This window comes from Bifidobacterium pluvialisilvae, from assembly GCF_019331695.1.
GTDB lineage: Bacteria > Actinomycetota > Actinomycetes > Actinomycetales > Bifidobacteriaceae > Galliscardovia > Galliscardovia pluvialisilvae.
This window is the reverse complement of record NZ_JAHBBI010000003.1, coordinates 124,263-138,183: the sequence shown is the minus strand read 5'-3', so window position 1 is coordinate 138,183 and position 13,921 is coordinate 124,263. Positions and strand designations below refer to the sequence as shown.

Annotated in this window: 12 protein-coding genes and 1 other RNA gene; 4 read left to right on the top strand and 9 right to left on the bottom strand. The window is 64.2% G+C overall.

Annotation, left to right across the window (positions count from 1 at the left end):
• Positions 1 to 39: 39 nt before the first annotated feature.
• On the top strand, positions 40 to 951 hold the full coding sequence (locus KIH77_RS03415; RefSeq protein WP_219099707.1) for a carbohydrate kinase family protein: 912 nt from the start codon (positions 40 to 42) through the stop codon (positions 949 to 951).
• A gap of 225 nt (positions 952 to 1,176) precedes the next feature.
• Positions 1,177 to 1,574, top strand: a transfer-messenger RNA (tmRNA) gene (gene ssrA, locus KIH77_RS03410).
• A gap of 413 nt (positions 1,575 to 1,987) precedes the next feature.
• Here the strand turns inward: ssrA and KIH77_RS03405 are convergent.
• Entirely contained in the window at positions 1,988 to 2,398 is a 411-nt protein-coding gene (locus tag KIH77_RS03405) for a hypothetical protein (protein WP_219099706.1), read from the bottom strand.
• 8 nt (positions 2,399 to 2,406) lie between these two features.
• Entirely contained in the window at positions 2,407 to 2,676 is a 270-nt protein-coding gene (locus KIH77_RS03400) for a hypothetical protein (RefSeq protein WP_219099705.1), read from the bottom strand.
• Between the two features lie 376 nt (positions 2,677 to 3,052).
• Here KIH77_RS03400 and KIH77_RS03395 point away from each other — a divergent pair, with 376 nt between their 5' ends.
• Together KIH77_RS03395 and dtd are read left to right on the top strand one after the other, a co-directional pair.
• Positions 3,053 to 3,808 (top strand): DUF4391 domain-containing protein, encoded by a 756-nt coding sequence (locus tag KIH77_RS03395; RefSeq protein ID WP_219099704.1) that lies wholly within the window; start codon positions 3,053 to 3,055, stop codon positions 3,806 to 3,808.
• A gap of 28 nt (positions 3,809 to 3,836) precedes the next feature.
• Positions 3,837 to 4,310, top strand: a complete 474-nt coding sequence (gene dtd / locus KIH77_RS03390; RefSeq protein WP_219099703.1) for a D-aminoacyl-tRNA deacylase — start codon at positions 3,837 to 3,839, stop codon at positions 4,308 to 4,310.
• A 37-nt stretch (positions 4,311 to 4,347) separates the two neighbouring features.
• Here dtd and KIH77_RS03385 read toward each other — a convergent pair whose 3' ends face one another.
• The 7 genes from KIH77_RS03385 to KIH77_RS03355 all read right to left on the bottom strand — a co-directional run bounded on the left by KIH77_RS03385 (position 4,348) and on the right by KIH77_RS03355 (position 13,858).
• Positions 4,348 to 5,358 (bottom strand): cell division protein FtsQ/DivIB, encoded by a 1,011-nt coding sequence (locus KIH77_RS03385; RefSeq protein WP_236024434.1) that lies wholly within the window; start codon positions 5,356 to 5,358, stop codon positions 4,348 to 4,350.
• A gap of 116 nt (positions 5,359 to 5,474) precedes the next feature.
• Positions 5,475 to 7,049, bottom strand: coding sequence for a UDP-N-acetylmuramate--L-alanine ligase (murC, locus tag KIH77_RS03380; RefSeq protein WP_372445352.1), 1,575 nt, complete (start codon positions 7,047 to 7,049; stop codon positions 5,475 to 5,477).
• A gap of 76 nt (positions 7,050 to 7,125) precedes the next feature.
• Positions 7,126 to 8,298 carry a UDP-N-acetylglucosamine--N-acetylmuramyl-(pentapeptide) pyrophosphoryl-undecaprenol N-acetylglucosamine transferase gene (locus tag KIH77_RS03375; RefSeq protein ID WP_219099701.1) on the bottom strand — a complete coding sequence of 391 codons (1,173 nt, stop codon included), beginning with the start codon at positions 8,296 to 8,298 and terminating at the stop codon, positions 7,126 to 7,128.
• A gap of 81 nt (positions 8,299 to 8,379) precedes the next feature.
• Positions 8,380 to 9,765, bottom strand: coding sequence for a peptidoglycan glycosyltransferase FtsW (locus KIH77_RS03370; protein WP_219099699.1), 1,386 nt, complete (start codon positions 9,763 to 9,765; stop codon positions 8,380 to 8,382).
• The gene (murD, locus tag KIH77_RS03365; protein WP_308283218.1) at positions 9,755 to 11,224 is read right to left on the bottom strand and encodes a UDP-N-acetylmuramoyl-L-alanine--D-glutamate ligase; all 1,470 of its coding nucleotides are present in this window, start codon (positions 11,222 to 11,224) and stop codon (positions 9,755 to 9,757) included. Before murD ends, KIH77_RS03370 begins: the two co-directional genes overlap by 11 nt.
• Positions 11,225 to 11,237: 13 nt before the next feature.
• Positions 11,238 to 12,341: a phospho-N-acetylmuramoyl-pentapeptide-transferase gene (gene mraY, locus KIH77_RS03360; protein ID WP_219099695.1), complete on the bottom strand. Its 1,104-nt coding sequence runs from the start codon at positions 12,339 to 12,341 to the stop codon at positions 11,238 to 11,240.
• Entirely contained in the window at positions 12,338 to 13,858 is a 1,521-nt protein-coding gene (locus tag KIH77_RS03355; RefSeq protein WP_219099846.1) for a UDP-N-acetylmuramoyl-tripeptide--D-alanyl-D-alanine ligase, read from the bottom strand. Before KIH77_RS03355 ends, mraY begins: the two co-directional genes overlap by 4 nt.
• Between the last annotated feature and the right edge of the window lie 63 nt (positions 13,859 to 13,921).

The window sequence follows — 13,921 nt, the reverse complement described above, 5'->3', positions numbered from 1 at the left end:
CTCCGCAGGGAAACCGAGGGAGAGAAGAAAGGAACCATCATGGCAGACAAGAAGCCCATCGTCCTCAGCCTCGGCGAGATCCTGTGGGACATGATCCCCGAAGGCAAGCGCGCGGGCGGCGCCCCCGTCAACTTCATCTACCACGCCACCAAGAACGGCGCGGACGGCTACTCGATCAGCGCCATCGGCGAGGACGAGCTCGGCGACGAGCTGCTGGCCGCGGTGGAGAAGACCGGCATCAAGTCCATCCTCCAGCGCAACGCCTACCCCACCGGCCGCGCCGACGTCAAGCTCAACGACGGCATCCCCGAGTGGACCATCGTCAAGGACGTGGCCTGGGACCACATCGCCCTCACCCAGGAGCTCATCGACCTCGTGCGCAAGGCCGACGCCATCTGCTACGGCTCCCTCGCCTGCCGTATGCAGGAGTCGCACGACACCATCATGAAGCTGCTCAAGCAGTCCCGTCCCGAGACCCTGCGCTACTACGACATCAACATCCGCGGCGACCACTACTCCAAGGAGCTCATCGAGGAGCAGCTCGAACAGGCCACCGTGTTCAAGCTCAACGACGACGAGCTCGTGCTGCTGCGCCCGATGTTCGGCATCACCGGCACCGACGAGGAAGCCTGCAAGTGGTTCATGGACAACTACGACCTCGACTACGTGATCCTCACCGCGGGCGCCGACTTCAGCACCATCATCGCCAAGGACGGCGAGGTCTCCACCCTGCCCACCCCGCGCGTGGAGGTGTCCGACACCATCGGCGCCGGCGACTCCTTCTCCGGCGCGTTCACCATCAACATCCTGCTCGGCAGGTCGCTCAAGGAGGCCCACCGCGCCGCCGTGAACACCGCCGCCTACGTATGCACCCAGGCCGGCGCATGGCCCGAGTACCCGGAGGTCATGCCCGACTACATCGCCGAATACGAGGCCAAGCAGGGCAAGTGACATCGTCATGGCGGCGTATCGCCGTGCCGGAATACCGAGGTTCGATCGATTCGCCCGGCATGGCTGAAATCCATATGGGACCGCGCCGCCATCCACGAAGTTTCGCTGTAGGCTTCATTCCTTGTTGACAGACCGGACATTTCAACGCTATATTGAAATGTCCGGTTTTGTTATACCGGAATGGTCGTGGTCTGGCGACAGGCCCGGCTTTGATAATTCAATATCGGGGTCGATCGGTTTCGACGGTGATCTGTTCGCCGCAGGGAAGCGTGCCGAGAACGCAGGGGTCCACTCGTTAACGTGCTCCTGTAAAAGAATAAGTGCTAAATCTAACCGCACTGAGTTCGCTCTCGCTGCCTGAGCTTCGCGCCAGGATTAACCAGTGAGCAGCCGCTCCGTTCACTCTCCCATGTCTTCGGGGAGATGCTGAGCGTCGTTAGAAGACTCGCCTGAAGCGTTGCGTCACAGGACGCTTCGGGGACTTTGACTGTGAATATGCCCGCCGCCAGTTGTCTGCGACATCGGCGGGGGCAGACATATAGCCATCAGGCCAGCAGACTACGCACGTAGAAGACTGAGGGTACGGTTACCGGACGCGGGTTCAATTCCCGCCGGCTCCACAAGGCATAAGCCGCTTGGGCATTGCTCAAGCGGCTTTTTCGTTGGTATTCCAACGGTTTTACGGGGTTTCCTCGCCGTTGTGTTCCCACAGCGACGCCTGCGGGCATGATGGTAGGACTTCTCCTCGGCCATTTGCCACCTCCATAGCCTATTTCAGAAGAATTCCTCGAATCGTTGGATAATCGGGTATTCAGGAAAAAGAATCCTTGGGGCTTAGAAAAGATTCCCAGCGATGTATTGATTCAGATAGGAAAGCATTCCGCGTCTTTGCGCCTGCCCGGTTTTTTATCAACGGCCCAGCATATTCCGCTTCTTGATTGGCGGACGAAAGGTACCCAGTAATGGACTTCGTCCTCATGACCTTCCGGCCTGGTGGCTTCAGCCCCGCGGCAAACCGCCATGGGGCTTATGGGGGTTAGGCAAGCGCCTTGCGTATATCGTTCATCACCTGCCGTGCAGTTGCTCCGTACAGCTCGTGGTCTTCGCCCGAGAAATACCCCCTCCCGTATGTGGAGCGGTACCGTTTCAGGAGGCTGATGTATTCGGAATCCTCCGCCTCGTCGTAGACGGGCGTCATCCGATTCATCATCTCGATGTTCTTCCGGCCTTCGTCGTCGAACGGAAACGCATGGATGGGGATAACCGCGCCGGTTTCCTTCGACACGAGACGGACGCAGTCGTCATCCATGCAGAATTCCCTCGGACAGTCGACCGGGACCTTGAAATACCGGTCGTTCTCATATCCTTCCGGACTGGTGACATACGGGGAGCAATAGTATTCCTTCATAATCTCGCGGGCCTGCCCATACGATCTGACATACGTCATAGAATCTCCTAAAACACCCCATTGAACCGGTGGATGTCCGTGTATACGGGATTGTGGGTGAGCGCCACGACCTCCTTCGGTATCCGCGACGCCGCTCCCGGAATCACGGACAGCGCGTCAAGCGCATCGGCTATGGCGAGCTCCATCTCCCCGGCATCGATGTCAAGACCGACGACGGAATCGCTGTCCGGGTCCAATTCACGGACCAGGTCACGGCATTGTTCGGCGAGCGCCGTCATGTCATCATAGTCGAGTATCTGCGTGCTGGATCCTTCCATTCCGTCGTCGTCACCTCCCATGGGGCCAGACTATCATCTTCCAGCCGTCCAACCACGCCCGCACTCCATGCCGGGCAGTCATGCCGAATCGATTCGCGGCATCATGTAGGGTGTCGTACACGATGACCTGCCCACGGACAAACGGACCACCATCCGAAATACGTCATCCCATACGTCGCGGCGGGTTCCGGCACGCACGAATCTGGTCACTCACCAAATCCGGTCACTCATCTAATCCGGTCACTCACTCTTTTCACCGCGAATCGGCCCTTTTCACCGGCGTGTTGCGGTCGAAACGGCGAACAACCGTCATGAATCCGTGTCATGCAGGCGGTATCGTTGGATGATATATGCGACGCACGGCGAAGGAAGGTCGATGATGACGGTTGCTGCATGTGGTTCCGTATCCGCGCCCACTCTGGGATTGCCGACGAAAACGGCGATCCCCGCGCAGAAGGGCACGCTGCCCAAGCAGGTGTTCTATGCCAAGGTCCCGATATCCTCACGACTGAAAAAGCATTTCACCGACCAGGTGCGGTCCATCGTCATGCTCGGTCTCGCCCGTCCCGCGAACACCGGCCTCGCCGACGGCGTCCGTTGCCATGAGATCCTCATACTCGGCGTCCGTATCGCCGGGCAGGACGTTCCGCAGGACGTGCTGGCGTTCATCGCCGCACGACGCGGCGGCAGCGGCATCGTGTTCGTCGTCCTCCGCGACGCGACGGATGGGAAGGCGGACACCGAAGCCAACGTCGACGACGACGCCACGAATACCGATGCCACGGAATGCGCGTTCGCGGTATGCCGCAAGGCACCCGGCAGAGTCGGCCACGTCGCCGAGACGAAAACGTATGTCGGCCCGTGGAAACCGTCAGGGGACTCTCGGCTGTCATTGCATGGAACGACGTTGGATGAGGCGTGGGATTCCTGCTGCGCACAGGCGATTCTCGACAGTGAGGACGGCACGGACCTCGACGCCCGCATCCTCCGTCAAAGCGGAATCGTCACGTTACGCGCCCAGATCGCCAAGCTGGAACGTGACCACGCCCGCGCCAAGACCCCCACGCAACGCAACGAAGTCTATGCGAAATTGCATAAGGCGCGCAAACAGCTGGAGAACCTGCAGGCGTGACGTCTCGCCGAACCGTAGACTGAACCGTATGCGTATCATTGTGCAGAAAGTATCGCAGGCATCGGTTGACGTTGTTCCCGAATCGCCGCAGGACGAACCATTCACGCCGCAATCCATCGGTCCGGGTTATATGCTGCTGGTCGGTGTGGCCGACGCAGACGGCGCGGAACAGGTTTCGTGGCTGGCGAGGAAAATCGCCCATCTTCGGGTGTTCGAGGACGAGAACGGCAAGATGAACCGCTCCCTGCTCGATGTCGGCGGCGAGGTATTATCCATCTCCCAGTTCACCCTGTTCGCCGACGTGCGCAAGGGCAACCGACCCGGATTCACCGGTGCCGGCAAGCCCGACCACGCCGAACGCATCTGGCATGGGTTCAATGAGGAGCTGGCATCGTATGGCGTCGTCGTACGGGAGGGACGTTTCGGTGCGCATATGCAGGTGTCGTTGACGAACGACGGCCCCGTGACCATTTCGTATGATACCGATGTTCTTATGAAATAACCGTTGCCGAATACGTCGCCGTCCGCTTTGTCACCATCTATTTGATGGTGGCCTTGTCGGGTGCGGCGACGTTGATGGTCTTCGCGCCGCCGAGCTGCTTCGGATTCTCCAGCAGCTTGTCGACGACGGCCTTTTTCAGGGCGATGTCCGAGGAATTGCCCCATATGATGGTGTAGCCGTCGCTGAGCTTCGTGGTCACGGAATCCTGGGTCTTCGCCTCCACCTTGGTGATCTTCTGCCGTACGGACTCGTCAAGGGAGCCGAGGATCTTCAACGCCTGCTGTACGGCCTTGTTATCCAGTCCCCGCTTGGCGTCGCTCACCTCGATGACGGGGATGCCCTTGACCGAAGCGTTGACGGCGTTGAGGACTCGCCCCTCCCGGTCGACGGCGGTCAGGCTTTTGTCGGAGGCGCGCAGTATCGCCGCGGGGATCTCCGCTTGCACGTCCACCGTCATGCCATGGGGGAAGTGTTTGGTCACGGTCGCCGAGGTCACGCCCGGAAGGTCGGCGATATCGTTCTCCATGGTCTCCGCGTTGACAAGCAGCAACGATTTCCCGGCCTGTTCGCCGGCGATATCGGCGACCTTGGTCTTCGAGACCCAGGTGTTGGTGCCGGTCACGTCGATGCGGTCGTCGTGGAGCCTGAGCAACGGCGAGAACAGCAACCCCCATATGACCAGCACGATCGCGGCGACAATCAGCACGCCGATCGCCACATGGAATATGCGCTGGCGGCGCAAAACCTGCCTGCGTTCCGCAAGACGTTCGGGGAAGTTCACGACCTTGGGTCTGGCGAACAGTCCCGGACCGCCGAAGTCCTCGCCGTCCAGCCGTTCGGCGACCGACTTGTGCGATTTCATCCGTCGCACGTCGACGAAATCCCCGGATTCCGAGGAACCGGGATTTCGGGACGAGGAGTGGGCGACGCGCGGGGAACGGCGCCCCGTCATCTCCGACGACCGTGCGGAGCCGTTCGAGGAGACGGTACGGCCGATGCCATCGTCATGCGATCCGCCGCCACGTGAAGAGACCGTTCGTCCTGCCATGCCCATTCCCCTCGTGTCCGATATGCCTTATGCCGTTGGCCCGTGAGACCGGCCGGCGGTGATTACGTGTGATTCGCGACGGCCCCGGCACCGCGTCAGCGGCGGGTGGCCATGGTTCAGTCCCTGTCGCCTCGCGTACGCAGCACGCTGAGGATGACCTCGCCCATGTTGGTGATGTCGCCGGCGCCGACGGTGAAGATCACATCACCCGGCTTGCTGCGCATGGCGAGCATCTTGGCCGCCTGGCACATGTCCGGCACGGCCTGGATCCATCCCCGCTGGGGATCGTGTTCGATGTTGACCGCGGCGTCGACCACCGTGTGTGCGGTGACGGACGGGTAGTCCGCCTGCTTCTCACGGGCGGGGAAGATGCAGGTGACGATGACGTCGTCGGCCTTGGCCAGCTCCTGTGCGAAATCATAGGCGAAGAACTTGGTGCGGGAGAACAGATGCGGCTGGAAGAGCACACGGATCGTGGCCTCGGGGAAACGACGCCGTGCCGCGTCGAGCAGGGCGCCGATCTCCGTGGGATGGTGGGCGTAGTCGTCCACGACGGTCACGCCGGCGACCTCTCCCCTGATTTCAAAACGTCGTGCGGCACCACGGAACGTGCCCGCAGCGTGTGCCGCGTCCCGGGGATCCATGCCCAGCAGCGTCGCGGCGATGATGGCGGCCGTGGCGTTGCGCGCATTGTGGATGCCGGGGATGCGCAGCCGCACCGGGATGTCCGCGCCGCCGGCGATCCGCTGCGGCAGGTGCAGGACAAAGGACTCCACCGCTTCGGACGGGGTGTCCGTATGCGGTTCCGCGGCGGCTTCGGACTCGTGGTCAATATGCACGTATGCCGCGCCGTTGATGTCGCCGAGGGCCTCCGGCCGCTGCGTGGAATAGACCACGGCGTGGGCCGCGGCCTGCGGTTCGAGGGAACGCAGCACGGCGAGCGCGCCGTCGTTGTCGCCGCACAGCACCACATGCCCGGTGGCGTGGTGCGCATGGTCGACGAACGCCTGACGGTATGCCTCGGCGGTGCCGTAGTGGTCGAGATGCTCGGCTTCGACGTTGGTGATCACGGCGATTTGCGGATGGTATTTCGCGAAGCTGCCGTCGGACTCGTCGGCCTCGGCCACAAGAACGCTTCCCTTGCCGGCATGACCGCCGTCGAGCGTGCCGTTGGGCCCCTGGATGGAACCGCCGATGGCGTAGCTGGGGTCGGCGAGCTCGCCCTCGCCTGCGTTGACGAGGATGTGCGACAGCAGTGCGCTGGTCGTGGTCTTGCCATGGGCGCCCGCCACGGTGACGGCACGGGCCGACTGCATGAGCAGGGCGAGGACGTCGCTGCGGTGCATGAGCCTCGCACCGGCATTGACGCCGGCTACGATCTCGGGATTGTCGGACTTGATGGCGCTGGACCAGACGATGGTGTCCACGCCCTCGACGTTTTCCGCCCGCTGGCCGATATGGACGGTGATGCCGAGTTCCTCGAGGCGTTCCACCTTCGGGCCCCGTTCACGATCGGAGCCCTGCACGTCGACGCCGCGTTCGTGCAGGATCTCCGCCAGAACGCTCATGCCGGCGCCGCCGATGCCGATGAAATGGGTTCGTCCCAGCTTGTCCAACGTAAGCGTATCGGCGTCGGATGGGCGACTGGTGGGTTCAAGAACGATGGCATCATGACGTGGTGTGTCTGACACGGCGGAATCTCCTTATAGAAATGGCAAACTCATTCCATTATCGACGAGGCCGGGATAAACGCCGGCCTTGCGGACGTCAGCGGCGGGCCAGCGCAAGTACGCGCCGCGCCATGGTCTGGGCGGCATCCCTGATGCCGTATCCCCACGCGGCCCGTGCGATTGATGCCAGACGGTCCTTGTCGGCCAGCAGCCCGGGAACATGGCCCGTCACCCAGTCGCAGGTGAAGTCGTCGTCCCTGACCATAAAGCCGCCACCCGCCTCGACGACGGGCTCGGCGTTGAACCGCTGCTCGCCGTTGCCGATAGGCAGCGGCACATATACCGCAGGCACGCCGAGCGCGGCGATCTCCGCCACGGTGCCGGCGCCGGAACGGCACATCACCAGATCGGCGCAGGCGAACGCCTGGTCGATGCGCTCAAGGTATTCCGCGGCATGATAGTCGCCGGCCCCGGCGGTGTCGGCCCCGATGCCGGTGAGCACGCCATCCCCGGCGGAGGCCGAGACCAGCTTGCGCACCTGGCCCATCTTGCCCTTTCCGGTCAGGTGGATGACCTGCGCCACGTCCAGCAGCTCCCGCGCGGCGTTCGACACGGCCACGTTCAGGCTCTGCGCGCCGAGGGACCCTCCGGTGACAAGCACGATCGGACGTCCCGGGTCGACGCCCAGTGCGGCGGCTCCCTTCGCCCGTGCCGCCGCCCTGTCGGCCTCCATGTCGGCGGCGACCTGGGCGATCGCCGGGCGGAGCGGAAGCCCGACGCGCTCGATGGTGGTGTTCGGCCCGGCGCTGAGACCGGTGTGCTCATAGACGGTGCCGATGAAGTCGGCCCAGCGCGCGCCGAGACGGTTCGCCATGCCCGCACGCGCGTTCTGCTCATGGATGACGACGGGGATGCCCATTCTGTGGGCGGCATAGTAGGCGGGTGCGGAGGCATAGCCGCCCACACCGACGAGCACGTCGGCATGGCGCTCGGCGAGAATCTCCTTCACGCGCCGCGTCTCCTTGGTCCACCGGAACGGGAACTTGAAGGCGTCGGCGTTCAGCGACCTGGGGAACGGCACCTTCTCGATGGTGTCCATCTCGAATCCCGCGGCGGGGACCAGCCGCTTCTCCAGACCCACTTCGGTGCCGATGACGCTGATCAGGGCGGACGGTTCGATCTCACGGATGCTCGAGGCGATGCTGAGCAACGGGTTGACATGACCTGCGGTGCCGCCTCCGGCGAGCACGATGCTTACTCCTTCAGACATGCTTACGAGCATAGCGCCCGATACGGCCCGGCGCATCCGCAGGCCAACGTCCGGAAGCCGGCGTCCGGGATGCGGCCATCGTCACGAGCGCGCCACCGCGGTCTTGATCTCGCCCTGCACCCGGGCCATGCGCACCGCCGTGCCCGCCGCCGCCAGACACATGACCAACGATGTTCCTCCGGAGGAGACGAACGGCATGGGCAGTCCCATGACAGGCAGGAACCTGACGACGACGCCGATGTTGACGAGCGCTTGGCCGGTGAGCCATACGACGATGCACATGAGCACCATGCGCGCATAGGCGTTCTGGTGCCGTATGGCGATGTTGACCAGGCACCAGCCCATGATGACGAAGCCGAGCACCACGGCGCACGCGCCGAGGAATCCCAGTTCCTCGCCGATGACGGCGAGGATGAAGTCGTTCTGCGCGGCGGGAAGGTAGTTCCACTTCTCGCGGGAGTTGCCGAGCCCCACGCCGGTCAGGCCGCCCGAGGCCAGGGCGTAGGTGCCGTGGATGGCTTGATAGCACACCCCGGTCAGGTCGTCCCCCGTGCAGGTGCCGTAGGTGGCCCGGATGCGGCTCATGCGGTTTGAGCTTCCCGCGACGAACATGTACAGCACGGCGATGCCACCGGCGATGACCATGGGAAGGAACCAGCGCAGGGGGAAGCCGCTGATGAGCAGGGCGGCCGCACCGATGAGCACGATGATCATGCAGGTGCCGAGGTCATGTCCCAGGCCCACGGCGCCCGCGGCGCAGAGGAAACCGAGGAACGTCCTGCCGTATGCCCTTCCCCACGCCTTGAGATCGGGGGTGGGACGGCCCTTGGCGCGGAGCAGCGAGGAGGGCATCCAGATGCATAGCGCCAGCTTGAGGGCCTCGGCGGGCTGCAACCGAACGAAGCCGAGGTCGATCCAGCCCTGGTTGCCGCCAGCGGTGACGCCGATGCCGGGGACCATGGTGAGCAGCTGCACGCCGATCGTCACGACCAGCAGCGCGGTGGCGAGCCTGCGATAGGCCTTCAGCGGCGTGGCGGAAAGCACGAACCCCGCAACGGCGCCGATCGCCGTGAACAGAATCTGCTGCAGAAGGTTCTTCCATGGGGAATGGCCTTGGGACACCAGATCCACGGTCGAGCTGGAGAACACCATGAGCATGCCGAACAGGGTCAGCGCCACCACGGAGATGATGAACCCGTAGTAGCACCATACCGGATTGAGCAGGCATCGGATGCCCGTGTAGCTGATCGGCTTGGTGCCGGTGTCCCCCGGTCCGGTCCGGGCCACCGGCGAGCCATTGGTCACCAGAGCCACGGCCTTGTCCAGTCCCTTGAGTTGGACGTCCTTGGACCGTCGCGTCCGTTCCGTTCCGGACCGGGACACGACCGACCGCGAACGCGCCGGGGCCTTTCCCCGCGAGGAGGACGGCGCCGATGACTTGCCGGCCGCCGGCTTCCTATTCGCCATGGGCCGCCACCCACCGCCGTGCGGCCGCGGCGAAACGCTCGCCGCGGTCGGCATACGACTTGAACTGGTCCATCGAGGCGCATGCGGGGGCCATGAGCACCACGTCGCCGCCGGCCGCCAGCGCGCCTGCGGCGTCCACGGCGCGATCCATGACCGTGTCCTTCGGCTCCGGGGCGATAGCCGTGACCGGAATCCCAGGGGCCTTGGACCGGAACGCGTCCAGCATGGGCTGCTGGTCGACGCCGATGACCACGGCGGCACGGATGGTCTTCGCCTGATCGGCCACGAGGTCCTCGAACCGCGATCCCTTGGCGAGACCGCCGGCGATCCACACCACGGACTTCCCGCCGAAGCTGGAGAGCGACGCGTGCGCGGCATGCGCATTGGTGGCCTTGGAGTCGTCGATGAAGCGAATCGTCCCGGAGGGCGTGTCCAACTGCGCCACCTTGGCGATGCGGTGGCCTCCGGGAGCGAACGAGCGCAGTGCACCCAACGCCACGCTGGAGGGGATGCCCATGCCCAGCACCAGGGCCAGCGCGCACATGGCGTCCGCGAGCAGGTGCGGGTAGATGGTGCCGTCGGGTTCGCTCAGATGCGAGAAGTCCAGCACCTTGGCCATGTGTTCGGGCGCGTCGGCGGAGCGCAGGCCGCTGCGGTCCACGATCCATCCGTCCTCGACGCCGATCTGCCCGGCCGTGGGAACGCCGAGGGTGAAGCCGACACGGCGGCATCCCTCGGCGGGATGCGCCGCCATGGCGATTTCGGTCACACGACGGTCGTCGGCGTTGTATACGAGGACGCGCCTGACGCCGTGGTACACCTTGGCCTTGTCGGCCGCATAGTTGGCGAAGCCTCCGTGCCAGTCCAGATGATCGTCGGCGAGGTTGGTGATGGCCGCGCAATCAAGCGCCAGCGAATCCGTGAAATGCATCTGGAAGGAGCTGAGCTCCACGGCCAGGGCGTCGTAGGACGCGTTGACCGCGGCGGCGGAGACGGGGACGCCGATGTTGCCCACCGCGGGGGCGTTGAGTCCGGAGGCGCGCAGCATCTCCGAAACCATCTCCGTGGTGGAGGTCTTGCCGTTGGTGCCGGTGATGCCGACCCACGGCGCCGGCTTGCCGGTACGGGACGCCTTCACGCGGGTGCGCCACGCCAGTTCGACCTCGCTCATCACGTCGATGCCGCGTGCGGCCGCCTCACGCAGGAACGGCGTGGAGGGAGGGAACACCGGCGAGGTCATGATGGCATCAAGCCTGTCGAAATCGATGTCGGCCTCGGTGTGGAAGTCGGCCTCCGGCTTGCGTTCATCATAGGTCAGCACGGTGGCGCCCAAATCGGCGAGCACCTTGCAGGCGCTGCGTCCTGAGACACCCAATCCGGCGACCATCACCGTGGCGCCGTCGAAATTCTCAACTGTGGTCATATCGGTTTTCCTCCCTTGAAACGCTGTCGCCGAAATGGACGTCCATCGGTCACAGCAGCTGACCGGAGCCGACCAGCCAGTTGGAGTAGAACATCACCAATCCGACGAGCACAAAGAACATCTCGATCATCCAGAAGCGTACAACGACCGTGTTCTCCTGCCAGCCACACAGTTCAAAATGATGGTGGATGGGGGCCATCTTGAACACGCGCTTGTGCGTCATCTTGAAGTATCCGACCTGGATCACATCGGAGCAGGTCTCCATGACGAACAGGCCGCCGAGCACGACGGCGAGGACCTCGGTGTGCGTGGTGATCGACAGCGCGGCGAACAGGCCGCCAAGGGCCAGGGAGCCGGTGTCGCCCATGAAAATCTTGGCCGGGTTCGTGTTGTACCACAGGAACCCGCAGCAGGCGGCGACGGCACATGCGGCGATGATGGCCAGATCCTGCGGGTCGGAAACCGAGTAGGTGAGGCCCTGGGCGTTCGACCCCTTCAGGTGGTAGGACTCCCAGTAGGCGATCAGCGCGTACCCGATGAACGCGGCCATGGACGTACCGCTGGCGAGGCCGTCAAGACCATCGGTCAGGTTGAAGGCGTTCGTCCATGCGGTCATGAGGAAGTTCACCCAGATGACGAACAGCACGATGGCCACGACGCGGCCCGCGAATTCGAACGAGATGAACGGGTGCTCGATGAACGCGATGCCGGCCTGGGCGCTGGGGAATCCGCTTTTCGTGGGGACTATCAGCGTCAGCACGGCGAACAGGGTGGCGAACACGAACTGGCCGAAGAACTTGCCGCGGACGGAAAGACCCTCGTTCTGCTTCTTGCGCACCTTGGCGAAATCGTCGATGAACCCGAGACAGCCCATCGAAAGCATGGCGAACAACACGAGGATCGCCGTCCAGGAGGGCCTGTCGTGGTAGGCGACGAACCGGTACAGGGCGGACGACGCCCACCCCAGCACGATGGCGAGGTTGATGACGACCCCGCCGAGCGTCGGCGTACCTCGCTTGACCAGATGGGACTGCGGTCCGTCCTGGCGAATGTACTGGCCGTAATGCAGCTTGTGCACCAGATGAATGAGCAGCGGCGTGCCGACCAGGGCGACGATCAGGGAGACGCCAAGGCCGATGAGCAGCGAGATCACAGTGTTTCTCCATTCTTCGTAGCGGCACCGGCATTCACCGAATCCGGCACATGGTCGTTGCGCTCCCAGCGCGAGGCGAGCGCGCTGAGTCCCGATGCGTGCGACCCCTTCAGCAGCACGACGGCGTGGTCGTGGTCCCGGGCCAGCCGTATCACGGCGAGGTCGGCCTCGTCGACGTTGTGGGCCGTCTCGACCAGTGTCGGGGCATCCCCGGACGCGGCGCGCGCGCCCTCGGCGAGATCGCCGGCGAGGGAGTCGAGCAGGGCGTCGTGCTCGCCTCCGACGGCGATCACCGCGTCGACGCCGGCATGCACGGCGTATTCGCCGATGGAACGGTGCAGGGCCGCCTCGTCGCCACCGAGCTCCAGCATGGAGCCGAGGACGGCGATGCGGAAGGGGCGTCCTCCGGAGACGGCGGACCAGCCGGCGAGACCATCGAGGCCGGCCTTCATGGAATCGGGGTTGGCGTTGAACGAATCGTCGATGACGGTGAAGTCGGCTCCTCCGCGCTCCAGTCGGAACACGGACATGCGGTGGGGGCTGATGTGCCGCTGCTCGCCGAGGATGCGGACGATGTCATCGGCCGGCACGCCCAGATACCATGCGGCCGAGGCCGCGGCAAGGGCGTTCATCACGTTGTGGCGGCCGGGAATCGCCAGCCTGACGTGGCAGGGGTCGGAGACATCCGGCAGCATCATGTCGAATTCGGCCCGGTCGTGCTCGTCGGTCGTCACGTTCCAGGCGCGAATCTGCGCGTCGCTGCCCTGGCCGAACCAGAACACCTTGCCGGGGGCGATGGCCGCCATGGGCACCACATGCTCGTCGTCGGCGTTCAGTATCGCCACGCCATGCTCGTCGAGGGCCTCGACGATCTCGCTCTTCGCCTTCTGGATGTTCTCGACGGAACCGAACTCCCCCAGGTGCGCGACGCCGACTTTGAGCACGATGGAGATGTCGGGACGCACCAGCGAGGTCAGATATGCGATCTCCCCCAGATGGCTGGCGCCCATCTCCGACACGAGGAAGCGCGTGCGCTCCCCCACTTCGAGCGCGGTCAATGGCATGCCGATGTCGTTGTTGAACGAGCCGATCGGCGCGATGGTCTCCGCCTGGCTGGCGAGCAGCGCCTTGAGCAGGTCCTTGGTGGTGGTCTTGCCGACCGAGCCGGTGATGCCCACGACGGTGAACGGGGCCTGCGCCGCCCGGCGCAGCGCGATGTTGGCCTTCGCCAGCAGTCCCAAAGCGGCTATGGTGTCCTTCACCACGATCTGCGCGACCGGCGCGTCCTCGACGACGTGGTCGACCAATGCGGCCACGGCCCCCGACTTCGCCGCCGATCCGACGAAATCGTGGCCGTCCACATGTTCGCCCGCAATGGCGACGAACAGCGCGCCCGGCCCCACCTTCCTGGAATCCGTGACCACCGACGTGATGCCCGCGGAACCGCCGTCCCCCTGCGTGTCGTGCAGCAGGCCCGCAACCGACTTCGCCGCATCCTGCACCGTCATCGCCATCATGATATCGCTCAACCTCTTCCGTCTTGTCGTTCTCTTGTCCTCTTGCCGTTTTCGGTTCCCGCG